This is a genomic window from Leifsonia sp. 10L418 (assembly GCF_056395445.1).
In genome coordinates this window covers 110,857-134,621 of record NZ_JBFTJN010000010.1, presented here as the reverse complement: position 1 = coordinate 134,621, position 23,765 = coordinate 110,857, and the positions used below count along the sequence as shown (strand labels likewise).

Annotated in this window: 22 protein-coding genes; 9 read left to right on the top strand and 13 right to left on the bottom strand. The window is 65.7% G+C overall.

Going from position 1 to position 23,765, the window contains the following annotated elements; genetic code table 11:
• Nucleotides 1–346 (top strand): hypothetical protein (locus tag AC1DCF_RS17855; RefSeq protein WP_477212151.1); only part of this gene is annotated, 346 nt, incomplete at its 5' end.
• A 58-nt stretch (nucleotides 347–404) separates the two neighbouring features.
• Here AC1DCF_RS17855 and AC1DCF_RS17850 read toward each other — a convergent pair.
• A complete protein-coding gene (locus tag AC1DCF_RS17850; protein WP_477212150.1) occupies nucleotides 405–1,271 on the bottom strand; it encodes a GNAT family N-acetyltransferase in 867 nt (288 codons plus the stop codon).
• A gap of 97 nt (nucleotides 1,272–1,368) precedes the next feature.
• On the opposite strand from AC1DCF_RS17850, the gene AC1DCF_RS17845 reads away from it, so the two are divergent.
• Nucleotides 1,369–2,244 carry a glycosyltransferase gene (locus AC1DCF_RS17845; RefSeq protein ID WP_477212149.1) on the top strand — a complete coding sequence of 292 codons (876 nt, stop codon included), beginning with the start codon at nucleotides 1,369–1,371 and terminating at the stop codon, nucleotides 2,242–2,244.
• A complete protein-coding gene (locus AC1DCF_RS17840) occupies nucleotides 2,241–2,894 on the top strand; it encodes a polysaccharide deacetylase family protein (protein WP_477212148.1) in 654 nt (217 codons plus the stop codon). The genes AC1DCF_RS17845 and AC1DCF_RS17840 overlap by 4 nt, the downstream gene beginning before the upstream one ends.
• 6 nt (nucleotides 2,895–2,900) lie before the next feature.
• Here AC1DCF_RS17840 and AC1DCF_RS17835 read toward each other — a convergent pair whose 3' ends face one another.
• The 4 genes from AC1DCF_RS17835 to AC1DCF_RS17820 all read right to left on the bottom strand — a co-directional run bounded on the left by AC1DCF_RS17835 (nucleotide 2,901) and on the right by AC1DCF_RS17820 (nucleotide 6,723).
• Nucleotides 2,901–3,803, bottom strand: coding sequence for a glycosyltransferase family 2 protein (locus tag AC1DCF_RS17835; RefSeq protein ID WP_477212147.1), 903 nt, complete (start codon nucleotides 3,801–3,803; stop codon nucleotides 2,901–2,903).
• A gap of 65 nt (nucleotides 3,804–3,868) precedes the next feature.
• Nucleotides 3,869–5,155, bottom strand: a complete 1,287-nt coding sequence (locus tag AC1DCF_RS17830; protein WP_477212155.1) for an O-antigen ligase family protein — start codon at nucleotides 5,153–5,155, stop codon at nucleotides 3,869–3,871.
• A 93-nt stretch (nucleotides 5,156–5,248) separates the two neighbouring features.
• Entirely contained in the window at nucleotides 5,249–6,025 is a 777-nt protein-coding gene (locus AC1DCF_RS17825) for a YveK family protein (RefSeq protein WP_477212146.1), read from the bottom strand.
• The gene (locus tag AC1DCF_RS17820; protein WP_477212145.1) at nucleotides 6,022–6,723 is read right to left on the bottom strand and encodes a hypothetical protein; all 702 of its coding nucleotides are present in this window, start codon (nucleotides 6,721–6,723) and stop codon (nucleotides 6,022–6,024) included. The genes AC1DCF_RS17825 and AC1DCF_RS17820 overlap by 4 nt, the downstream gene beginning before the upstream one ends.
• A gap of 290 nt (nucleotides 6,724–7,013) precedes the next feature.
• Between AC1DCF_RS17820 and lhgO the strand changes: the two genes are divergently transcribed.
• Nucleotides 7,014–8,204 carry an L-2-hydroxyglutarate oxidase gene (lhgO, locus tag AC1DCF_RS17815; protein WP_477212144.1) on the top strand — a complete coding sequence of 397 codons (1,191 nt, stop codon included), beginning with the start codon at nucleotides 7,014–7,016 and terminating at the stop codon, nucleotides 8,202–8,204.
• A 1-nt stretch (nucleotide 8,205) separates the two neighbouring features.
• On the opposite strand, the gene AC1DCF_RS17810 is transcribed toward lhgO, so the two are convergent.
• Genes AC1DCF_RS17810 through AC1DCF_RS17795 form a run of 4 tightly spaced genes read right to left on the bottom strand, consistent with a single transcriptional unit; the run spans nucleotide 8,206 to nucleotide 11,805 of the window.
• Nucleotides 8,206–9,216, bottom strand: coding sequence for a TolB family protein (locus AC1DCF_RS17810; RefSeq protein ID WP_477212143.1), 1,011 nt, complete (start codon nucleotides 9,214–9,216; stop codon nucleotides 8,206–8,208).
• Nucleotides 9,213–10,499: an MFS transporter gene (locus AC1DCF_RS17805; RefSeq protein WP_477212142.1), complete on the bottom strand. Its 1,287-nt coding sequence runs from the start codon at nucleotides 10,497–10,499 to the stop codon at nucleotides 9,213–9,215. Before AC1DCF_RS17805 ends, AC1DCF_RS17810 begins: the two co-directional genes overlap by 4 nt.
• 11 nt (nucleotides 10,500–10,510) lie before the next feature.
• Nucleotides 10,511–11,197: a hypothetical protein gene (locus tag AC1DCF_RS17800; RefSeq protein ID WP_477212141.1), complete on the bottom strand. Its 687-nt coding sequence runs from the start codon at nucleotides 11,195–11,197 to the stop codon at nucleotides 10,511–10,513.
• 5 nt (nucleotides 11,198–11,202) lie between these two features.
• A complete protein-coding gene (locus tag AC1DCF_RS17795; RefSeq protein ID WP_477212140.1) occupies nucleotides 11,203–11,805 on the bottom strand; it encodes an acyltransferase in 603 nt (200 codons plus the stop codon).
• Nucleotides 11,806–12,086: 281 nt separating this feature from the next.
• Here AC1DCF_RS17795 and AC1DCF_RS17790 point away from each other — a divergent pair, with 281 nt between their 5' ends.
• From AC1DCF_RS17790 to pip, 5 genes are all read left to right on the top strand, one after another.
• A complete protein-coding gene (locus AC1DCF_RS17790; RefSeq protein ID WP_477212139.1) occupies nucleotides 12,087–13,058 on the top strand; it encodes an ABC transporter ATP-binding protein in 972 nt (323 codons plus the stop codon).
• Nucleotides 13,055–13,903: an ABC transporter permease gene (locus AC1DCF_RS17785; protein WP_477212138.1), complete on the top strand. Its 849-nt coding sequence runs from the start codon at nucleotides 13,055–13,057 to the stop codon at nucleotides 13,901–13,903. Before AC1DCF_RS17790 ends, AC1DCF_RS17785 begins: the two co-directional genes overlap by 4 nt.
• A 66-nt stretch (nucleotides 13,904–13,969) precedes the next feature.
• Nucleotides 13,970–15,286 carry a sensor histidine kinase gene (locus AC1DCF_RS17780; RefSeq protein WP_477212137.1) on the top strand — a complete coding sequence of 439 codons (1,317 nt, stop codon included), beginning with the start codon at nucleotides 13,970–13,972 and terminating at the stop codon, nucleotides 15,284–15,286.
• A 14-nt stretch (nucleotides 15,287–15,300) separates the two neighbouring features.
• Nucleotides 15,301–15,945, top strand: a complete 645-nt coding sequence (locus tag AC1DCF_RS17775; RefSeq protein WP_477212136.1) for a response regulator — start codon at nucleotides 15,301–15,303, stop codon at nucleotides 15,943–15,945.
• Between the two features lie 74 nt (nucleotides 15,946–16,019).
• Nucleotides 16,020–16,982 (top strand): prolyl aminopeptidase, encoded by a 963-nt coding sequence (gene pip / locus AC1DCF_RS17770; RefSeq protein ID WP_477212135.1) that lies wholly within the window; start codon nucleotides 16,020–16,022, stop codon nucleotides 16,980–16,982.
• A gap of 12 nt (nucleotides 16,983–16,994) precedes the next feature.
• On the opposite strand, the gene AC1DCF_RS17765 is transcribed toward pip, so the two are convergent.
• From AC1DCF_RS17765 to AC1DCF_RS17750, 4 genes are all read right to left on the bottom strand, one after another.
• A complete protein-coding gene (locus AC1DCF_RS17765) occupies nucleotides 16,995–17,807 on the bottom strand; it encodes a CDP-alcohol phosphatidyltransferase family protein (protein ID WP_477212134.1) in 813 nt (270 codons plus the stop codon).
• 17 nt (nucleotides 17,808–17,824) lie between these two features.
• Nucleotides 17,825–21,238 carry a fibrinogen-like YCDxxxxGGGW domain-containing protein gene (locus AC1DCF_RS17760; protein ID WP_477212133.1) on the bottom strand — a complete coding sequence of 1,138 codons (3,414 nt, stop codon included), beginning with the start codon at nucleotides 21,236–21,238 and terminating at the stop codon, nucleotides 17,825–17,827.
• Nucleotides 21,239–21,297: 59 nt separating this feature from the next.
• Nucleotides 21,298–22,002 (bottom strand): hypothetical protein, encoded by a 705-nt coding sequence (locus tag AC1DCF_RS17755; protein ID WP_477212132.1) that lies wholly within the window; start codon nucleotides 22,000–22,002, stop codon nucleotides 21,298–21,300.
• Nucleotides 22,003–22,241: 239 nt separating this feature from the next.
• Nucleotides 22,242–23,765: an oligosaccharide flippase family protein gene (locus AC1DCF_RS17750; RefSeq protein WP_477212131.1), complete on the bottom strand. Its 1,524-nt coding sequence runs from the start codon at nucleotides 23,763–23,765 to the stop codon at nucleotides 22,242–22,244.

The following is a 23,765-nucleotide window of genomic DNA, read 5'->3' as shown; positions in this document are numbered from 1 at the left end:
CGGCAACACCATCGCCTGCGACGCACCCGATGTGGCCCCGGATGCCGGATGCTCGGCTGCCCTGACCGGCTACGGTGACTTCGCGGTCGTGAAGAACAACACGATTGACGGAAACCTGATCGTCGGAAATTCGGGCGGCTACTGCACCTACGGCGGTTCGACACCGGGCAAGCCGTTCTCCGTCGGAACCCGGGATATCCGGTTCACGAACAATGTCTGGCAGCGCGGGGCATCGGGCAAGTGCGGCGCTTACGGACCGATCACCTCGTTCGACTCCAACGCACCTGGAAACGTGTGGACAAACAACCGCTGGGAGGACGGAACTCCCGTCCAGGCAGCAAACTAAGTGCTGACGCGTGGCCACTCACCTGAGTGGCCACGCGTTTCACTGTGCGGTCAGCGATCTACCATTCGAGCAGAGTCAGCTCGCTATAGAGGTAGTCGATGTCCTCGGCGCGAACAGACTTACTCCGGAACATCTTTGCCCGAGGCGCGCGGACGTCGACCCCGAGGGCGGGAATGAAGCCGAGCACTCGGTGCTCGGCCAACGTCGCTAGCGACGCATGTCGGAAAAGCAAATGCGAGCCGACCTGCGGCCACGCTGAACAAAGCAGGTCGCGACTACCCCCGACGTAGAGCGGTGAAGCGAAGAACGGCAGCCGCTTGCGCCGGTCCTTGCGAACAACGAGATAGCCGTACACTCCGTCTGCGATCGCGACGATGTGGCGAGCGGCGGGGGCATCCAGGTGATCACGGTAAACCCGGGCGTCCCGCCCCTCCAGGATCCCCGCGACGATCGCGGGGTCATCCGATACCTTGACGCCGCGTCGCGAGATTCGAGGCAGGTTCGGCGCCAGTCGGGTGGTGGTGTCGAGCGCGGTGAAGCCGAGCCGCTCATTCAGCGCCACGACGCTTCCACTCGGCGACAGGTCAGTGAACTCGAATCCCCGCTGAGCGAGAAGTGCGCGGATCAGCCGGAGGCTGTGGGCGCGGTAGTCCTCGTGGACGCAGAACGCGGCGAGGTTGCAGAATCTGCGCTGTTGACCGTCGACCTCGCGTTCGGAGTAGACCGCGAGGTACGCTCCGACGATCCGGTTGTCTGCGACGAGCTGGAATCCGTGGTTCGGTGCGTCGACGCTCCAGGGGGGAGCAAGTATCGCTCCCCAGGCGGCACGGCTGACCCGTGAGTTCAAGTTTTCGTGGAGGAACCGGGCGACCCCACCGGCATCCTCGTCCGTGATGGGTCGAACCTCAACGTTCTCCCGATCCATGAGCCGATAGTACGGCACAACTGGCGTGTGCAACGGTATTCTGCTCGACACAGGAACTCCCGGTCTGGTCGTCTGATGGCACACCGAAAGGAATCCAATGCCGAGCATCGTGATCGCCGCGCACAATGAGGAAAACGTCATCGGACGGAACCTCGACGCGCTGCTCGTCCAAATCGGATCCGGCCCCCTCGAAATCGTGGTCAGCGCCAACGGCTGCACCGATAGAACGGTGGAGCGGGCGAGGCGTGCCGGAGTCATCATTGTCGATCGCCCGGAACCAGGCAAGGCCGCAGCCCTCAACGCGGGCGACGAGGTGGCGACCGGTTTCCCCAGGATCTACCTTGACGCCGACATCCTTGTGCCCCCGGGCGGGCTTGCCAGAGTGGTCGCATGTCTCGCCGAGAACCCGCATGCGCTCGCCGTGGTGCCTCGGCGGCGCTTGGACACGGCGGGACGGCCCTGGCCGGTTCGCGCGTACTTCTCGATCAATGAGAGGCTGCCGGCATTCCGAAACGGGCTGTTCGGGCGGGGGATGATCGCCCTGTCTGAACAGGGCCGTGCGCGGTTCGATGCCTTCCCCACAATGATCGCCGACGACCTGTTCCTCGACTCTCAATTCACGGAGGCCGAGAAGGCGGAGGTGAGCAGCGTCGAGGTTGTGGTGGCCGCCCCGTACACGACCCGCGACCTGGTGCGTCGACTGGTTCGCGTGCGTCGGGGCAACGCCGAGATGCGGGCGGCAGCGGCAGCGGGACTGATCGATGTTGAGGTACGGGCGGCCGACCGCTGGGCCTGGCTGCGCGACGTCGTGGTGCCCAACCCCCGCTTGCTGCTCGCTGCCGTCGCGTACGTGTCGATCACGCTGATCGCCGGTGCCCTCGCGCGTCGCCGGGTGAAGCCCGGCCAAAGCTGGGGGCGCGATGAGAGCACCCGCGGAACGCAACCGTCATCGACGAACGAGGCACCGGCATGATCATCAACCTCTGCTTCCATGGCATTGGAACCATTGACCGCGAGCGGGAGGACGGAGAATCCCGGTACTGGGTCACCACCGACAATTTCCTCCGCATCCTGGATGAGGTGCGAGAGAACCCCCGGGTGCGGCTCAGTTTCGACGACGGCAATCGATCGGATGTCTCGGTGGCGCTCCCGGCCCTCCTTGAGCGATCGTTGCGCGCCTCATTTTTCGCGCTCGCCGGCCGCCTAGACGATGCGGCAAGTCTTTCATCGTCTGATCTCCGGGACCTCCGCAGCGCTGGCATGGCGATCGGTAGCCACGGCTGGACTCACGTTCCGTGGCGCGGACTCAGCGAAGAGGAGGCCCATCGAGAGCTCGTTGATGCCCGGACCGCCCTCGCCGACGCCAGCGGTGGAGAAATCCAAGATGCGGCACTTCCCCTTGGACGCTATGACCGTCAGCTGCTCGGGCGGCTGGGGCCGATCGGCTACCGAACGGTCTTTACGAGCGACCGGCTTCCGGCGCGCTCCTCAGCGTGGCTTCAGGCGCGATACAGCGTTACCGCGCACGACACCGTGGAATCGATCAGTTCGGTGATCAGGCATCGCACGGGCGCGGGGGATGCCCGCAACCTGTTGGCAAGCGCGGTGAAGCGAATCCGCTGACCGTCGCTACTCAGGCAAGTACGCCGTGCTCGCGCCGAGCTGGGGCGGGCGAAGCGAAGGCTGCAACAGTGCGCGCACCGTCGTCCAGGACTGGCGTTCTCCGAGTATCGCGCGGCGAAGCTCGACGCCGATCGTCATGCCGAAATACAGCCACGCACGCGCCTCGCCGGCACGACGGCGATAGAGGCGTACTCGGTTGAGCATTTGCATGGTGTGTGTTGTCGCGCTCTCGCCCGACCCCCCACCGACGTGCATCGCACCAGCACGAGGCGTGTAGACAGTGGCCCAGCCGGCGTCTCGAGCCCTGAGACTGAAATCGGTCTCCTCCGAGTACAGGAAGTATGACTCGTCGAGGCCGTCGAGCATATCGAAACAGCGACGGTCGACAAGCAGGATCGCGCCAACTGCCCAGTCGACCTCGTGTTCGCTGTCATACTCGCCCTGGATCTCGATCCGCTCAGCGAACACCGGAAGACCTGTGAAGCTCAACCCTCCGACCCGACCGAGCGTCGGTCCCCGCCGCAAAGTGGGGGAGAGGCTGCCGTCCTCCTCGCGAACGCGCGGGGCGACGATGCCGGCATCGCTGCGTCGTCGGAGCACCTCAAGCATTCGTGGAACCGCGTCAGGGTCGAGGGTGGCATCGGGGTTGAGGATGAGGACGGTCGACGCCTCGGGTGACGCTCGCACGGCCCGATTGATCCCGGCCGCGTAGCCATCGTTCGACGAACCCACGACAGTGCAGTCGGACCGATGCGCGAGCAGCTCCGGCGTCCCGTCAGTCGAACCGTTGTCGACCACGACGACGGAATAGGTAAGGTCGCCGAACGCCGCGGGCAAGCTGTCGAGCAGGGCGGCGACGTGGCGTGTGCTGTTGTATGTGACGACGACAGCAGCTACGTCAATTGGCATGTGTTCCACGGTACGGGGCACCTCCTCCGGGTTCGGGGCACCGTGCGAAGTGCGCGGGTCAGCTGTCATGGGTGTGCCGTCCCCTCGTGAATCGAGGCCCGCGGTGCGTCCAGAGCGATATTCGCCGCAACGGCGCGGACGCTCCCGCAGAGCCCCGCCAGGAGGAACAGCATGCCGCCCGAGATAGGGAATGAAAGCCCATCGAAGAAGGCGAACAGCACGGCGATATTGAAGAGTGACGCGGCGAGCGCGTGCCCCAGCACCCGGATGTCGTGGTCGCTGGATCTCCGTGCCTGCCAGGCGCTCCAGATTCCTGCGACGAAGAATGCGGCAAAGGCAATGATGCCCAGGATGCCCAACTCAACCGCGATCAGCACCCACTGGTTGTCGAAAATATAGTACCGGGGAAGAAATACGCCGAACCCGGAACCGACCAGCGGCGAGGTAGACATGAACTCGGGAATCCGTTCCAGCCCGTTCGTGCGGGACTGGGTGCTTGGGTCGGCGGCTACGCCTGAAAACAGCCCAACGGTTGTCGAGAGCAAGCCGGGGACCGCCGCGATGACTACCCCGGCGACGACCACTCCGCCGCCGACGACGGCAGCCCGATACCGAGGCGGGACGGCCGGAATCATGGAGATCATCGCCACCGCGAATCCGATGATTGCCGACCGTGACACGGCCACCAACGACGAGACCGAAATGAGACCGACGGGTAGCCACCACCACAGGCCGCCGCGAGCCTGATTCGATCGGAACCCGTGAGAGATTGCGGCGGCGATGACGAGCGGAAGGGCGGCGTTGATCGCGGTCGCGTACTCAAGCGGATGGATCGCCGTTCCCGACGAGCGGATCACGCCTGCGCGCTCCTGGATGCCTCCCGCCATACTCAGGCCGGGGATTGTCCCGAAGAAGTCGACGAGCCCTTGCCCGGTGAAGAACTGCAGGAGGCCGAGTGTCGCGAGCAAACCCGCACCGATTCCGATCCGGCGAACCATGCTCGTGAGGTCGTTCCTCGTGCGGATGCCATCGATCGCGATGAAAAGCACACCTGTCCAGGACAGCAATCGGATCAGTGCGGTGAACGCCGGACTCACCTGATCGTCGGGCTGGCCGCGCAGCATGGCGGCTGCGAAACTCACGAGCACGAGCACGCCGAAAACCGCGAATGCGAACCGCATCGGTTGTGACACCACGCGTGCATCGAATGCTCGAGCCTGCAACCGGGATATCGTCCACCAGGCCAGAAGCACGAGTCCCCAAATCAGGGACGGGCTACCGAGTGAGCCGAGCGCGGTGACGACGACCCCGGACGGTATGGCCAGGAGCAGTACCAGATACACCGTGAGCATCGTCACCGCATCGGCGCCTCGAGGACCACCGGCACCCTGAAGCTCGACTGGGGCAGCGGGTCCCCGCGACGTGCTCTCGGCGATCATGGTGCCTCACCGCGAACTGGGGACAGACGGTTCAGCCGCAGCTCGCTCATCGTCGTAATGCGACTGGTCGGAGATTATCGACGGCTGATACGGCGGCGAAGGCCGGCCGGCAATGCTTGGCGAGGGAAGCGATTCCGGCTGAGGATCGACGGTCGCTCGTCTGCCGCTCCTCGAGGCTCGACGCGGCTTCCGTTTCGGGTTGACCCCGTCGACCAGGCCGGCAATCAGCAGCGTGAGCACAACGACGACGATTCCGGCACCGGCGGCGCCGAGGATTCGACTCCGCTGTTGAGGAACACTCTGTGTATCGACAGTGAGAGGCAGCACAGTCACACGATTGTTCGCCGGGATCTTTTCCGTCCTTTGGAGATCCTCGAGCACACTCGCCGTGCGGTCGACGAGCAGCCCCAGTACCTCCGCGGCGGCGGCGTCGCTTTCCGCTGTCACCACAATGAGGATGACCGGGCCGGCAGTCGTCGTGTCGCGCGAGATCTCGATCTTGATTCCGGGGTGTTCCGCGACCACCTCGTTCAGCACATTCTCCGAGCCGACCGCTCGCACGAGCACGTCTGCTGCCGGTGCCAAGCCACCGAGAAACAGGTATGGATTCGCACCGTCAGGCATACTGGCCGCCCCGGGGATCAGCAGTTGTGTTGCGGATCGCTCGTATCCCAGGGGAATCACGTACCACGCGCCCATCGCGACCGCGGCGGCAACAATGAACCCGGGGATGACGATGTACCACCGTCTCCAGAGCCGACGAAGCGTATCGGAGAATTTCACGTTGTGGCTCCTGTCTGCGTATCACCGGACAGCCGCAGTGAGGCCAAAACGGCCGCGGCCCGTCGTCTTGAGAGCCGACGATCGGCGGCGACAGAACCCCACGCGCCCACGATCATGGCGGCGGCGAGCATCGCGGCGCCAGCGGCGAGTTGGCCGCTTCGAGAGGCAGTGACATGCTCGATCTGCATGGTCAGGGGTACCACGGTGGCCACGATTCGGCTGTTCGGTGAGAGCGCCAGCGCGGTCTGCTGGGCGCTGGCAATGCTGAGAACCGTTGCGACGAGCTCCTTCTGCCTGGACTCGACCCAGTCGAAGGAGCGCCCCACGACCTCGATCTCGACATCCGACTTGCTGAAGCTCGACACCCACTGATTGCCTGAGTTCGCCAACTCGACAAGCACCCCTTCACGCACCCCCGCGCCGAAATAGGGTGCTTCATCCATCGAATACCGCGCCGGGGGGCGGCCGTTGTTGATCGCCTGCACCACGGACCCCGCAAACGCGATGACGCTCGAGTCATTAGTTCCATTCGGCGACAGGCTTGTCGAGTCCGGACCCATGAATGTCACCACCGTCCGCGTGGTGTAAACACCTCCATCGCGGGCCAGCAGCACGGTGGCGAGCGCGGCGCAGACGACGAGCACCAGCGGAATGTACCAGCGCCGGAGCATTGCGGCCACAACTTCACGAATGGTCATCGGCGGCCAATTGGGATGAAGAATTCACGGTGTAATCGCCTGCATTTCCGGGTTACAGGTGGTGCGTCGGGTGGTCGCTCACCTCAGCTCATTCAGCGACATCAGTTGTTGAATATTGCTCAGGTGTGCCACTCGACTGTATCGCGCCGCACCCGCGGAATGCTCACCCCCAGACTGGGGGGTGTGCTTGTTGTCGTCGGGCTGTCAGAGTCGGGCCGTCGTGCTGCGTCACGGGGCGAGAATTCGAATCGTGCGGAAGTTTCGACTCCGGCGGACCTCGAGGAGGTGTCATGACGCGAACATCGGTGACCATCATCGGTGGGGGAATCCTCGGACTCGCCGTTGCCGAGCGTGCATCCCGGCGGGGGATGACCGTCACCCTGCTGGAGAAGGAAAACACGTGGGCGGCCCACCAGACGGGCCACAACTCCGGTGTGATTCATGCCGGCCCGTACTACGCGCCCGGTTCGCTCAAGGCCCGCCTGTGCGCGGCAGGAAATCGGTCGATGGTCGACTTCGCCCGCGAGCACGGAATCGACCATGCGGTTGGCGGCAAACTCATCGTCGCGGTCGGCGCTGCCGAGGAGGCCAGGCTCGACGTGCTTCATGACCGGGCACGGGCCAACGGCGTACCGGTTCGGCTCCTTTCCCCCGAGCAGGCCAGGGAGATTGAGCCGCACTTGAACCTCTCCCGTGCCCTTCGGGTGGAGTCGACCGGCATCATCGACTACGCACAGGTGAGCCGCAGGCTCGCCGAACTTGCCAGTGCTCGGGGCGCTGAACTCATCCTCAACGCTCGAGTCGAGAGCATCGCTGTGTCCGGGGGTGGCGTCACGGTCGACTATGGGACCGGTCGGAGCCGGTCTGACCTGCTGATCAACTGCGCGGGGCTCCACGCCGATCGGGTCGCTGCGATGGCCGGAGTCGTTCCGCAGGTGCGCATCGTGCCGTTCCGTGGGGAGTACTACGAGCTGGTGCCCGGACGGCGCGCACTCGTGAACGGTCTGATCTATCCGGTGCCCGACCCCGCGCTTCCGTTTCTGGGCGTACACCTCACCCGCATGATCGATGGCACGGTTCATGCCGGCCCGAACGCGGTGCTGGCGCTTGCCAGGGAAGGCTACGACTGGAAGTCTGTCAATCTGAGGGACTCGTTCGAGTCCCTCAGCTATCCCGGCTTCCTTCGGATGGCCAGTCGCAATCTGGGCACCGGTGCGCGGGAAGTTGCTCGATCGTTCTCGCGGCGGCTCTTTGCGCGGAGCCTCGCCCGGCTGGTGCCGGAGATCGGTCCAACCGACATCGTGCGAGCCGGATCGGGGGTCAGAGCCCAGGCGGTGCATGTCAACGGCACGCTCGCCGACGACTTCGTCATCCAGCGAGCGCACCTGCAGGTTCATGTCTTGAACGCTCCGTCTCCGGCCGCGACCAGCTCGTTGGAAATCGCCAGACACATCCTTCTCGCTGCCGGCCTGGACGCCTGAGTCAGCGCACCACCGAGGGCGACCAGGCGTGCGCGATGAAGATTCCGGGCGAGCCCGTGCCGTCCGCGCTGATCGACCAAATGTCGCTGTCTCCGACCGTGTCGGTCGACGCCAACCCGAAGAGCAGCGTGTCATCATCCAGCCATTCGACCTGATCGTCCACGTTGGCCTTCTCGGGCAGCACTGTTTCGACGCCCGTCGCCAGAGTGAGCACCGCGATCGCCCAGTGCGGCGACGTCACCGTGGCCTGGTTCTTCTTGTACGCGATCTGGGTTCCATCGGGTGAGAGGGAGGGGCATTCGGCGGTGTCTTGGATGGCGGTGAGTGTGCGAGCGGCACGGTCTCCACGCACCAACCAGGTGCGGCCGCCCGATGCTGCGGTGGCGTAGAACACGTTGTCGTCGGCGCTGAACGTCACCCCCCAGACGTTTCGATCGATGGCCGTGACCGGCTGGCCGTCGACGAGGAGCGTGAAGTCCTGCAGATTCCCGGAGTCGTATCCGTCGAGGGAGCGGATGACCGTCTGGGTCGAGAAGCCGACGGTGGCATACGATTCACCGGTCACAAACGCGGTCGACGTGATCAGGCGGGAGTCAGCAGAGATCCGCGTGCGACTCGGGATACCGGGCAGCGGCCACGATTGCTTCTCCGACCAATTCGCGTCCATCAAGCTCGCCGTGAACGTCGTGACGACGCCGCGATCGATATGCAGGCACATTCCCATCGTTCGGGTTGCGTAGACACGATCGCAGGCCACGGTCGTCACCGTACGCGGCCCCGACGGATCGGCCAGGGGAACGCTGGCGACGAGGCCGTATCCCATCCCCGATGCGGTGTTTCGAAAGACGATGTGCGAGCCGGTCGCCGGGGCATCCGTCTTCGTCTGCACCTCGCTGGGCGCCGAGCTGCGCTGCTGGTAGCCGGCCCAGGCGACGAGACCGTAGGTCAGAGCGCCGCCGAGCAACAGGAGTGCGAGGGTCGCCGCCAGCCAGATCCGCACGCGCGTGCTCATGAGCTGGTGCCCCTGGTCAGTGCGCTGCGGGTGAAAGTACCCCGGAGCAGAAGGGCGACGAGGGGGATGACGACGGCGAGGGCGGCGGCAACGACGAGCATCGCGTTCTCCCGGCCGAGAGCGAACCAGAGCAGCCCGAAACCGGTCGACGCGATCAGCCGGGCCAACGCGACGACAGTCTGCGCGGCTGCGATGCCGCTCGCCCTGCTCGCCGCCGGCGTGCTCTCTGCGGCGAGTGCGGCGAGGATCCCATCGGTCGCCGCGTAGAACGCACCCAGCAGAACCAGGCAGGCGAGGGTCAGCCAGAGGCCCGTCGCCGGGATCGCCGCGCAGAGGTAGGCGGCCAACAAGAAGAGGTGACCGAGAACGAAGATGCGGGAGCGACCGAAGCGGTCTGCCAGGCGGCCGAAGGGGATGGCGAAGAGCAGGAACGCAACGTTGGTGCCGACGTAGAGGAGCGGGAACCAGGCTGCGGCAAAAGCGTCGCGGCTCTGCAAGACCAGGTAGATGAAGCCGTCACCGATCGTGAGAACCCCGAGGAGGCCGGCAACCAGCAGGAGACGGCGGAGGCGCGGGTCGGTGAGATTGCGCCAGCGAAATGGCTCGCGCGGGTGCTCGGCGGTGGCCCGCTCGGCACGGAGCCGGCGGTTTGGCACCACCAGGCCGAGGATCGCGACACCCAGGACCGCGAAGGCCAGGGACATCACGAAGATTGTGCTGTATCCGTCGGGGATGAAGAACAAGACCGCGAATGCAAGCAAGGGCCCGAGCGCGGCGCCGACCGTGTCGAGCATCCGGTGCACGCCGAAGGAATGCCCGAGATTCTCCGGGTTCGACGACCCGGCGATCAGGGCGTCGCGCGGTGCCGTGCGCAGTCCCTTGCCCAACCGGTCGACGGTGACGATCGCGATCAGTGCGTTGAACCCGGTGGCGAAGAGGAGTCCGATGCGGGCGACCGCGGAAATCCCGTATCCGAAGAATGCGATCCATTTGGGTTGGTCGCCACGATCGGCCGCCCAGCCGCCGGCGATCCGCACGATCGCACTGATGCCCTGGTACAGACCGTCGATGAACCCGTACGCAACGGTCGAGAGGCCGAGCACACCGGTGATGTAGAGCGGCAGGATCGCGGAGACGGACTCCGACGAGATGTCGGTGAGCATGCTCACGATGCCGAGGGCGATCACCACCGACGACACCCGCGTGGTCGCTTTCGGCAATTGTGGTCGGTCAGGGTCGGCCGGTCGTCGTTTCGCGGTGCGATCGGAGAAGGAGATGTACATGCCGGCCCCGATCAGTCTGCCGCGGTCAACGCGCCGAAGACGATGTAGCGGCAGCCAGTGCGGGTCTCGGTGACAGTGAGCGTCACGCTACTGGTGCCACGAGTGAAGTTCAGCGCCGATGAGTCTTGGCCGGCGGGGGCGGCTGAGTCGAGGAGCCCGTACTTGGCGAACGCGGTGCGGTAGTAGGCCACCACGTCATCGGCCGACATCGTGCTCTTCGCGGTGAGTGCGGCCTGCAGGTGGGAGCCCTCCGAGGCGACCGAGCTGCTGACCACAGTGGACTGGGGCGCGGTCGGAATCAGGTGGGAGGGGAAGCCGTGCACGATCTTTCCGGTCGCGCTCGCCGTGGCCGGCAATGGAGTCGTGACCAAAACCGGCAGCGGCGTCGACGGGGGAAGCGCGGGCGAGGTGTCCGGCTCAGGCGGCAGCACTTCCGCTGCCGGGGGCTGGCTGGATGCGCCAGGCTCCACGTCGGGCGCAGGTGCGGCTTTCTCGGGAGGAGACGTCGGTTCAGCAGTGGAGGCCCCGGCAGCGCCGATTGACGGATCAACGGCGGTGGCCGTGGCGTGGGGCAGGGCTGAGCGGGCGCTCGCCGCATCCGACCGTGTCTGTTGCTGGCCGACGATGAGTGCTCCGCCCAGGAGGAGGGCCACCGCCGCGGCTCCGCCGGCGATGAAAATGACAGCGCGCTTGTTCATGATCCTCACCCCATCGGCTTCAATTCGCCGTGTTCCTCCACGAAGAGGTCACCGGTCGCCGGACAGGTGAACCGTCCATCCGGCCCCGCGATCAACGGCACGCCGGCCGGACCGACCCAACCGACGCGGCGTGCGGGAACACCCGCGACGATGGCGTAGTCGGGAACGTCTTGTGTCACGACGGCGCCCGCGGCGACCAGTGACCAGCGCCCGATCGAGAGGGGGGCGATGCATACGGCTCGAGCGCCGATCGCCGCGCCGGTGCCGACGTTCACGCCGACCATGTGCCAATCGTCGCTGCCTTTGCGGCTTCCGTCCACGTTGATCGCGCGCGGAAACTCGTCGTTGGTGAACACCGCGGCGGGGCCGACGAAGACGCCGTCCCCCAACACGGTCGGTTCGTAGACCAGGGCATAGTTCTGGATTTTGCAGTTGCGCCCCACGATGACACCCGGCCCGATGTAGGCGCCACGCCCCAGAATGCATCCCTCGCCGATCCGGGCGTTCTCTCGAACCTGGGCGAGATGCCAGACTTGCGCCCGCGGGCCGATCTGCGCCGTCGGATCGATGTCAGCGGTCGGCGCAATCTGTGCGGAATTCGTGGCCATGTGGGTATCCCTGCATTTCGGGTGTACAGGTGCACTGGGCAAGTTGACGGTTTCTCAGTTACCCAGTTGATCGACACTAACCCGCGAGGGGCGCGGAGCGCTGTCACCTCATCGGGGGGTGCCAGGCATTCGCCGGGTCATACTCAGGTATGAGGCGGGGGAGTCGTCAAACATCCTCGCGGCGGACGCGCACTGGCATCCGACATCCGTAACGTCAGTAGTGGGGCCGGCCCAGGCTTCGGGTCAGGCCCCACCACAACTTACGACGCGAAGGACAACGGATGATTCAGGCACAGTCCCTGACCAAACGCTACGGAACCAAGACGGCGGTCGACAGCGTCGACTTCACCGTGCAGCCGGGCAAAGTCACCGGATTCCTCGGCCCGAACGGCGCCGGAAAATCCACCACGATGCGCATGATCGTCGGTCTTGACCGGCCGAGCGCCGGAGAAGTCACCGTCAACGGCAAGCTCTACCGCGAGCACCGCGCACCCCTGCGTGAAGTGGGTGTGCTGCTGGACGCCAAGGCCGTGCACACCGGAAGAAGCGCCTACAACCACCTGCTGGCGATGGGCGCCACCCACGGCATCGGCGCGAAGCGAGTGAAAGAGGTCATCGAACTGACCGGCCTCGAGTCCGTCGCCCGCAAGCGCGTCGGCGGTTTCTCGCTCGGCATGGGCCAGCGTCTCGGCATCGCCGCGGCGCTGCTCGGCGACCCGGCCACGCTCATCCTCGACGAGCCCGTCAACGGCCTCGACCCGGAGGGCGTGCAGTGGGTGCGCCACCTCGTGCGCCGCCTCGCCGCCGAGGGGCGCACCGTGTTGCTCTCCTCGCACCTGATGAGCGAGATGGCTCTCACCGCCGACCACCTGATCGTGCTCGGCCGCGGCCGCGTGATTGCCGACGCACCGGTCGCCTCGATCATCGCATCGGCGACGCTCAGCACCGTGCGGGTGCGGAGCCCCCACTCCGCGCACCTGGCGACCCTGCTCGCGCAGCCCGACGTCACCGTCACAAACCTTGAACAGGACGTGCTGGAGATCGTCGGCGTCTCAGCCGTCGTCATCGGCGAGACGGCGACGAACGCCGGCATCGTGCTCCACGAGCTCACCCCGCTCGTGGCCTCGCTCGAAGAGGCGTACATGACCCTGACTCAGAACGAGGTGGAATACCGCACCGGCGGACCCGCCACCGGTTTCCTGTCCGACCAGACCACCGCCGACTCGGCCAACACCGCGGAGGCGGCACGATGACTTCACTTTCTTCCTTCGGCTCCGTTCCGGGCTCAGCCCGAACCAGTTTTGTGCCGACCGGCTCCGGACTCAGCGCAGCCGGCATCATCCGCTCGGAGTGGATCAAGCTGAAGAGCGTGCGCTCGACGGCCTGGTCGTTCGTGCTGATCGTGCTGGCATCGTTCGGCATGGCGACGATCATGTCGCTGTCCCTCAATCTCGACGGCGGGGGCGCCGCGCTTTCGCCGGCCGATCAAGCCGGCTATCTGGTGCTGGCATCCACCTTCGGCGTCTTCTTCGGCCAGCTGATCGCCGCGGTGCTCGGCGTGCTCGTGATCAGCGGTGAGTACTCGACCGGGATGGTCAAGTCCACCCTCACCGCGGTGCCGCGCCGGCTCGGCGCACTCTGGGCCAAGGCTGTTGTGTTGTTTGTCGCCACGTTCCTGGTCGGAGCGGTCGCCGGCATCGGGTCGTTCTTCATCGCGACGCCGATCCTCGCCGGCGAAGGACTGCACGCGAGCCTGGTCGACACGAATGTGATCCTCCCGTTGCTCGGGTCGGCGCTCTACCTCGCCCTCGTCGCGGTGTTCGCGCTCGGACTCGGCACCATCCTGCGCAGCAGCGCCGGCGGCATCGCTGCGGCGCTCGGCCTCATCCTGCTGCTGCCGATCGTGCTGCAGATGATTCCGGCCGAGTGGGCCGGCGATCTGCTGCCCTACCTGATCTCTAACGCCGGCATGGGCATGTTCGGGCTGACGATGGGATCCGTGGCGCTGGAGTGGTGGCAGAACCTGCTGATCGTGCTCGGCTGGCTGACGGTGAGCCAGGTTGCGGCAGCGGTATTGCTGAAGCGACGCGACGCGTAGCCTCCCGCCGCGGGTGCCGCCGGCACCGAACGTTCCACCCTGTCCTCAACCCGTAGAGTCCAATCAATGACCGAACACAGCCCATCCCCCGTGCCGCACACGCCGCACGGGGGTGAGCTGCGCCTGCCGACCCCACCCGGGGTGATCCGCCAATTCTGGATTCGGCATCCGTGGGTCACCGACTCGATCGTCGCCGGGGTGTACGTCCTGCCGATGCTCATCGTGCTCGCACTCGAGGCGTTCGGGGCGATTCCCGATCCGCGCTCGACCGCGATGATCGCGGTCAACCTGATCGTCGTCGTCGCCATGGGCGGTGCGCTGCTCTTTCGCCGTCACGCGCCCCTGGCCGTGTTGGCGGCGACGTGGGCCGGCCTCCTCATTTCGTTTCCCGACTACGGTGAGGGCGACACGCTGCCGGTCTTCTTCGCCCTCTACGCCGTTGCGGTCTACCGCTCGGTGCGCGCGGCCTGGATCGGACTCGGCATCTCGATCGTGGTGGCAACCGGCGGGGCGTATCTGCACCAGGAACTGCTGAACGAACCGTGGGGATCCGTCAGCGCCCAGTACGGCATCATCATGCTCGCGGTCACGCTCATCGGGATCAATATCGGCAACCGTCGGCGCTATGTGCTCGCCCTGCTCGACCGGGCCGCCCAGCTGGTCAGAGAACGCGACCAGCATGCACAGTTGGCCCGGGCGACCGAGCGCTCCCGGATCGCTCGGGAGATGCATGACATCATCGCGCACAGCCTGTCGGTGATGGTCGCGCTCGCCGATGGGGCAGAGGCACTCGCCGAGAAGGATCCCGGCCGCTCACGGACGGCGATGCGAGACATCGCGGTCACCGGGCGCACGTCGATGACCGAGATGCGTCGGCTGCTCGGGGTGCTCGCCGATGAAGCGCAACCGGATGCCGCAGCCCCTGACCTGCAGGCGGCTCCTCTCCAACCGTTGCCGGGTACCCGGCAGCTCTCCGACCTTGTTGAGTCGTTTCGCGCGGCCGGACTGCCCACCCGGCTGAAACTCTCGGGACGTCCACCGCACAGTCCCGGCGTGCAGCTGACGATCTACCGCGTCGTGCAGGAATCATTGACGAACGCACTGCGCTACGCGCGCCATGCGACTTGCGTCACCGTCGCCCTACGTACGGAACCCGGGCTCGTCATGGTCACTGTCACCGACGACGGGCGTGCGCTTCCCGGCGCACCGTCGCAGGGCTCCGGCCGCGGAATAATCGGTCTGGGCCAGCGAGTGGCACTCTATGGAGGCACTCTCAACGCGGCGCCATTGCCCGGCGGAGGCTGGCAGGTGCACGCCAGCATGGTGCTCGATGCCGGCCCAGACACCGACACAGGTTCAGACGAAGTAGAAGGAGACGCGTGAGCCAGATTCGGATCATGCTCGTAGATGATCAAACCCTGATGCGGGTCGGCTTTCGCATGGTGCTTGACGCTGAGGATGACTTTCAGGTAGTCGCTGAGGCCGGTGACGGTGCGGAGGCGATTGCGCTCGCCGCGAGTCAGCAGCTCGACGTGATCCTGATGGACGTCCGCATGCCCGGTATCGACGGGATCGAGGCAACTCAGCGGATCACCACGGCCAATCCGGATCAGAAGGTGCTCATCCTCACCACCTTCGATGTCGACGAGTACGCGTTCGGCGGATTGCGCGCCGGAGCGAGCGGGTTTCTGTTGAAAGATGCGAAACCGGCCGAGCTGATGGCCGCCGTGCGCGCTGTCGCATCGGGGGAGGCATCCGTCTCGCCGCGGGTGACGCGGCGGATGCTTGAACTCTTCGGCGCTCACCTGCCCGGCGATGCCCCCGACCAGGCGGCGCGCGCCCTCTCGCAGCTCACTGACCGCGAGCGCGAGGTGTTTCTGGCCATCGCCGAGGGGCTGTCGAATCAGGAGCTGGCTACCCGGTTCTTCCTGTCGGAGTCAACGGTGAAAACCCATGTGGGGCGCATTCTGGCCAAGCTTGAGCTGCGAGACCGGGTGCAGGCCGTCATCCTCGCCTACGAGCTGGGGCTGATGGGCAGGTAGCCGCAGACCACCATCTGCGCGACAAGCGGCCATGTCGCCCCTCGTGCGCGGGTGAAGCCCTCTAGGCTCTGAGAATGCGCGACTTCTACCCTGAGATCGAACCCTACGAATCTGGCCTCCTTGAGGTCGGTGACGGCCACTCCATCTATTGGGAGGCCTCGGGTAACCCCGACGGCAAGCCGGCGGTATACCTGCATGGCGGCCCCGGCGGTGGCTCGAACAGCAGCCAGCGTCGCGTGTTCGATCCCGAGAAGTACCGCATCATCCTTTTCGACCAGCGTGGCTGTGGCAAGAGCACCCCGCACGCGAGCGCTGCGGACGCCGACCTCAGCACCAACACCACCTGGCACCTCGTCGCCGACATCGAGAAACTGCGCGAACACCTCGGTATCGACACCTGGTTGGTCTGCGGCGGCTCCTGGGGAAGCACCCTCGCGCTCGCCTACGCGCAAACCTTTCCCGAGAAGGTCAGCGAGATCGTGCTGCGCGGCATCTTCACGCTGCGCCAGGTTGAGCTCGACTGGTTCTACGAAGGCGGAGCCGCAGCCATCTACCCCGACCTCTGGGAAGGTTTCGTCGAACCGGTTCCGGCCGCCGAGCGTGGCCACTTGATGGATGCCTACAGTCGGCTTCTCTACGACGCCGACCCGGAGGTGCGGGAGCGCGCCGGTATCGCCTGGTCGACCTGGGAATCGTCGACCATCACACTGCTGCAGCAGCCCGAAACGATCGCCAAGTTCACCGAGCCCGCGTTCGCGGTGGCCTTCGCCCGCATCGAGAACCACTTCTTTGCAAGCAACGGCTGGTTCGAGCCGAACCAGCTGATCCGGGATGCCCCGCTTCTGAAAGACATTCCCGCGGTCATCGTGCAGGGGCGTTATGACATGTGCACCCCGGCATTCACCGCGTGGGAGCTGCACAAGGCCTGGCCGGAAGCCGAGTTCCGGATGATCGCGGATGCCGGCCACGCGTTCGATGAGCCCGGCATTCTGGATGCGCTGATCGAGGCAACCGACCGTTTCGCCGCGCAGAGCTGAGGCGTTCCGGGCTCAGCCCTTGGCCGCCCGACGGCTGTGCGCGACGAGGTGAAGGTACTTCCTGCGCATCGAGATCGCAGCGTGCACGACGTTCAGAGCGAACAGGGCGGTGTAGACCCAGACGAATACGGGGGGAGCTCCCCACAGCAGAAAGATCCAGCACAAGGTTCCGGTGTCGACGGGAATCAGCAGGAGCGACTGCTTGACCCCGGCCGAATCGGACGCCGGTACGGCGGAACCGGCGAGCTGCTCGGACAGGATCTGGCTGAGGAACTGGCCGGAGCTGACCAGACAGTAGCCGATGGCGACCAGCAGCGGCCAGGTTCCGATGCCGGGAACCGCGTACAGTCCGACGAGCACGGCGAGGTGAATCGCCGGTGTGCGAATTGCATCGACCACGTGATCGAGCCATTCGCCGGCCGGCCCGCCGCGCCGGCTGAGGCGAGCGACCTGACCGTCGGCTGAATCAAGCACATAACCGATGGCAAGCAGGAGCGCAGCACCGATTCCGCTGGCGACACTCGGCGGTACCAGCACGAGCAGGGCCAGGCCCGCGGCCGAGAAGGCCGCCGATGTGGCCGTCACGGCATTCGCAGACCAGCCCAGCGTGTAGGCCAGTGCCGCAACGAACCGGGCGAGGCGACGGTTGACCCACCGGGTGTAAGCGGGAACTCCGTTGCCCGGCTTTTGCGCGACGTCCAGACCACGAAGTGCCCCTCGAAACGTTCGATCGGTGAGAGCCTTGTGCCGTGACGAACCTGCCCGGGCCGGCAGTGCCAGCGGCACCGGCACGCCGGCCGGTGAATCGGATGCCCAGTGTGTCATTCGCGTCTCACTTTCGTTTACCGGACCACGGCCGTCAGCTCGAAGCTGGCACTCGGGGTAGCGCGATAGTTGGAGAGAACCTGCGCGGTGATCACATTGCGGCCGGCGATCAACGAGGAGCCGGGCACATCGACGACCACCGGGTTCGCAATCGCGTTGGCCGCAGAAACGGCAACCGTCGCATAGGTGCCGTTGGTGACGGTCCCGGCCTGGACATTCACGCGGGTGAGTTCAGCGCCGTTCAGAAAGAGCACGATGCCGTCGTCGGCCCTTGTCGTGATTCGGAGTGTGCCGATCTTGCCGGGATCGGCGACGGTGAACGCACCGCGGTAGTAGGTCGCCAGCGGTTTGGGGGTATCCGCAGTGGTCACGTTCGTTCCGAGAACCGCCTGTCCCCAGCCGAGCGGAGCCGCGCCGGTCGACCACGCCGAGGCATCGAATCCCGGCGATGCCCAGTTCGTCGCCGGCGCCGCGCCCGCGTAGTAATACGACCAGGTGGATGCAGCGGGAACGATGACGGTCCCCGCAGGAACGGTGCCAGGGCCGACCGGTGGGACGACGGGGGGCTGAGTGCCGAACGTCGCCTGAGCGGTCAGTTCGAAGCTGGCACTCGGCGTCGCACGATAGTTGGAATGCACTTCGGCCGTGACCAGGTTGGCGCCCGTCACGAACGCCGACCCCGGCACCATGACTGTCACCGGTTGGGCCAGAGCGTTCGCTGCCGAGATCGCAGAGTTGGCGTAGGTCGATGAGGTAACCGCCCCGGCTGCGATGTTGTTGCGCGCTACTTCGACTCCGTTCACGGAGACGACGATGCCATCGTCGGCTCGCGTCGTCAGCGTCACCGACGCAACCTTGGTCGCATCCACCACGTTGAACGACTTGCGGTAGTACGAGGTGAGGGGTTGGGGTGCCGCCGCGGTGAGAGTCGTGCCGAGGATCGGCTGTCCCCAGCCAAGCGGCGCCGCGCCGGTCGACCAGCTTGAGCTGTCGAAGCCCGGTGTCTGCCAGCCCGCTGCCGGTGGCGTCGCCGAATAGGAATAACTCCAGGTGCTTCCGGCTGTGATCAGCACGGGGTTGTTCGGATCGGGCGGGGGTGTCGTTCCCGCGAGCACCGCCGGCGTGCTGGCCGACCAGTTTTCAGAACCGTCGACGGCTCGAACGAAGTACTTGGTGCCGATGGGTGCGGCGGAGACCGTGGCGCTGAGCGAGGCGGTCGTCGCGATCACCCTGTCGTTCCGCAGGATCTGATATCTCACTGATCCCCGGTTGTCGGACGAGCCAGACCAGGTGAGTGTGTCGCCACTCGCCGACGACACGGCGGCGAGTGCCGTCGGAACGGTCGGCGCTTGTGCGTCATTGCGCGCGAATCGCACGAATCCACCCGACCATTGACTGACGAACCCGGCCTTCATGGACTTCGCATAGTCGCCGCCGAACCAGGTATTCCCCTGCGAATCGTTGAAGAGAGCCCACGCGCCCGCGCCTGCTCGCTGATTCACGATCGGGCTGAACTGCGGCAGCGGTGCCCCGGTAGCACTGTCCCAAGCTCCGGCACTGCTGATCTTTGACACCTGGGTCCAGCTCGTGCCGACATCCGGAAAGCTGTGCGTGCCGTGGTAGATCGAGAAGAAGCAGTGGCAACCGCCGTAGATCACCGAGCCATCGCTCGAGATCGACTGGAAGTCACCGCCCGCCCGGCCGATGTTGCTGCTTTTCTCCGCCATCGAGGCGCGGTCATAGCTGTACAACATGTGTTGCGCACCGCCGATCCAGACGACCCCGCCGACTTCCTTGACGGCTTGCTGGTAGTTGGCGGTCGGGCTGGAGAAGGCGATCGTCCAGGGAACGACCGAGGTGTCGGATGTCCTGACCACGGCGCCCTTGACGGCTGCGGTCGTCTTCGACGCGGTGAAAAAGCCGGCGAAGTAGACACGGTCGCCGAGTGCGGAGGCATCGAGCGAGACCACCGTGCCGTTGAACTCGGGATTCCACGTGGGGTCCGGCGTGCCGTTGCCGACCGCGACTCGACCTGCAGAGCGCAGGTAGACCTGTCCCGACGCCGTCCCGCCGGTCATATGGGTGAATTGGCCGCCGATGTAGAGCCAGTTGCCCTGCACGTCGAGTGCACGAACGACCGGCACCCCGCCGCTGAGGGTATTGATCAGTTTTGTCGTGAACGCGGTCTCCGTCGCTCCCGTTGTCGGGTTGAGCACGACCAATGCCGGTCGAGCCGCTCCGTTCACTTGACTGAAGTACCCGCCGACGGCGAGCGTGCCATTCGGCAAGACGGCGAGTGCCTTCACCTGCTTGTCAAAGGTGGGTCTGAATGACGAAATCCATTCGCCGGTCTTCACGTCAAAGGCGGCCAAATAAGCCTGTGAGACTTGGGAAGCGCCAGCTGCCGTCTTCTGAACCGTCAGGAAGTTGCCGCCGACGTAGACGACGCCGTTGCTCTCCGCGAATGCTGAAACCTCGTTGCTGCCCTCGACCGTGTTGGGTCCGGCGCCGAGTCCGCTGACACCCCACACGGTCGGAACGGCGAAGCTCTCCGCGACGGCCGGCTGCTCGACTTTCACCGTTCCCGTGTCGGGAATAGCGGTGAAGATGGACGAGCTCATCAGCTTCGGACGCAGGAACACCTGGGTGAATGGCCGAGGGTACCCGGCGCTGGTGCTCGAAGCCCAGATGTAGCTGCCGGCATCGGGCGTCCCTCGAGCGTCGCTGCCGAACCCGAATCCCGAAGACCAGCCGGGGGTCGCCCCTGTCGCCGTTTCGATTCGGTTCTGGGCGGTGCCGGAACCGAACCCCTGGGTCATGCCGCCGATGCCTGACTCGGTTCCGATCGTCCACGAGTCGACTCGCTGCACGTTGCCGAACATCCACGACCACCGATCACGTGGCGATGAGAACGTGAATGTCGACTCCTGCCACTGTGTCCCGGCCGTGTCCGTCGCACGGCGCAGCCGGACGCCATCCGTCATCGACGAAACCGGCTGGCCGTTCAGAAGACCCGTGATCACTCGGCTGGACAGCTGCTTCGGGGCGAACGCCGCTTGCCCGGTGATCGTGCCGCTCACGTCGCCCGGCGTGCCTGAGCCTTCATCGGACTGGGACCAGCTGTCGCGTCCGCGCCCGACTAGAACCCAACCGCCACCACTCGTGCTCTGATCGCAATAGAACTGCTGCGGCGCGCCCGAACGGGGTGTGCCGAGCCAATACACGCCGCTGGGGGCCGCGGGCGTCAGCTGCTTGACTTCCCAACACGACGCGGCCGCTGTGGCGGCGGTCAGCCCGTCGGGTGCCGGAAGAGTCGTCACCGCGTTGACGCTCTGGGGCACCAGCACCGACACCAACACGATTCCGGCCGCCAGCAGTGGCCCCAGACGTGAAACGGTCGAACGATCCGAAACGCTTCGGGTAAGCGCCATCTCAGTTCTCCTTGTTCTGTGTTGACGTTTCGAGGGACGGACGCTCACCGAACCGGCGCTCAGCACGTCGTGTCGGCGGGGAAGGTGCGTGAGATCACGCGCCAGGTTGAACCGCTCTGCTGCAGCGTGAAGATGTTCAGCGCGCGGTGGGTCTGATCGTTTCCGGCACCGGCAAGCGACTTTCCGTCGGAATCGAGAGTGACAACGTCACTGGAGTCGATGCACGCCTCCGCAACGGTCGTCGGCGGAATCGCGGTGGGGTCCGCGCTCACAATCGTCAACGAGACGACAGTCGGCGTTCCCTCCTGCGTCCAGCCGTTGGCGACGAGTTCCTGTTGATCGTTCTCGATCTCGGCAATGATGGCGCCGGATGCCACCTTCGACAGCCTGTCGGACGTGTCGTTGGCGTCGGGCGCGATGGCCGCCGCTGCAGCAAGGAAATCGGCGACGTGGGTGGTGGCCGCAACCGGAGCAAGCAGGTCGGGAGCGGGCGATGCGCTCGGGGCGGCTGAAGGGGGAGCTGCTGCGGAGGTGGTCGGGATCGGAGTCGACACCACGGGCTGCTCAGCCGCCTGGGTCGAGGCGGTGGTGCTCGTCCCGGTCGGCCAGACGGACCAGGTGAGGCCGATCACGGCGACTGTCGCGAGCATGCTCACGGTGACGATCGTGGTTCGACGCCGGGAATCGCGCCGCGCGGCCCGTGCAACTTCAGCAGAGTCGTCGATGGCGGCTTCGGGAGACGGGGGCTCGACAGGGTTGCTCATCTGCTGGCTCCCGGACGTTGGGGGAGACGGCGAGGCGAGCGGTGGCGCGCTGCACGGCCCATGCGCAGAAACAATGCAGGTGTCGGGTCCACCAGTACTCTCCTGTATTTCGGGTTACAGGCCTATGTGTGAAGTTGACCAGCTAGAAAAGCTGAATAAATTTCAACATAGGCCGCAGACTACGCCCGCGCCCAGTCGGGAAATACCCCCCATTCGGGTGACCTCGCTCCGCACGCGGCTCAGTGGCGTCGGGCGAGCAGCCGGAAATCATGCAGATGCAGCCGCTTCCGATCGAGCATGCACCAGCTTGCGAACAGGATGGTGCCGCCGATGATCGCAAGGAACAGTGCCAGGACCGTCTCGCCCAGCACCATCCGCAGTGTGATCGCCGGAACTCCAAAAGTGACGAGAGGAACAACGAGCGCATAGGTGATCGCTCCGACGCCCATCCGGATGCCGAGAAAATGTCGGACTTCGATGGTCGCCAGCGCTGCGTCAAGCAGCATGCAGAAAGCCCACGAGATCGCAGCGCCGGTGATTCCGATCAGTGGAATGAGCACAAGGTTTCCGGCCACGTTGACCAGAAGGACGACACCCTTGTTGATGGCTGCCCAGCCGCTTCGCCCGCTCATCAGGAGCACCGACTGAATGTTTCCGGCGGTGAACGCGAGTGTGGCCCCGACGCAGAGGATGACGAGGGCCGTTGCACCCTGCTCGAATCCGGGCCCCAGCCAGCTGAGTACCACCGGGGCGAAGACGGCCAGGATGAGGTAGGCCGGCGTGCCGAACAACACGAGGAGTGTGGCCGTCAGCCGATACAGCGCTTCGACCTCGGTGTACTTCTTCTCAAAAAGGAGGGTGCTGAACCGCGTCGAAACCACGATCCGCAATGCGGTGTCGATGATCAGGCCGGCCGCGACGAATCGGCTCGCGCCGCCGTAGACTCCGGCTGCCGCCGAACCCGCGATCACGCCGACCATGATCACATCCAGCCAGATGAGGGTCTGTTCGAGCCCCGCCGAGGCCGTGCGTGGCAGCGCATAGTTCAGGATGCTGCGCCGCAACGCCGGGACCGGGCGCCACGAGCCGCGCACGTCAGCGGCGCGTTCGTGCCGGCCAACCTGGAACCTGACGATGATCAGGGCGGCGATGAGCGCAAACGGGAGCGGGGCGGCCCACGCGAGGGTGACTGCGACAAACGATCCACCCGCGGTGGCCACCAGCCACACGACGATCGGGCGCACGACAGGCAGACCGATGCTCCCCACGCTCACAAACGGAATGATGCCCCCGAGCCCCCGCGTCACGGCCAGGGCGACGAGGAGCAGTGCTCCGGCCGGCAGGAACCAGCCGGCGACGGTGACGGCGCGCACCACCTCGCTGGAGTGGGCGTCGTCGCCGAGCATCAATGCGGGGGCCACGATGGCGATCGCGAGGGCGCAGGCGCTACTGCTGAGCGCCGTCACGAAGAACATCGTGCCGAGCGCGCTCCGGATCCGACCCGGATCGTGCGCGACAAGGCGCGGCATGATCCAGAGGGCGGCCGAGTCCATTCCGGCACGGGCGAGGCTCAGCACGATGGTGAAGACGGCAATGGCTTGCAAGACGACACCTGAACCCGCGTCACCCAGTGTGCGCGCAAGAACGACCGTCAGGACGAAACCCATGATCGCGCTGGTCGCCGAGCCGACAAAGCTCGCAGCTCCCTGGCGCGCGATGAGTCTCGAATCCTGGGCCCGGGATTCGAGGTCTGACTTGCTCAC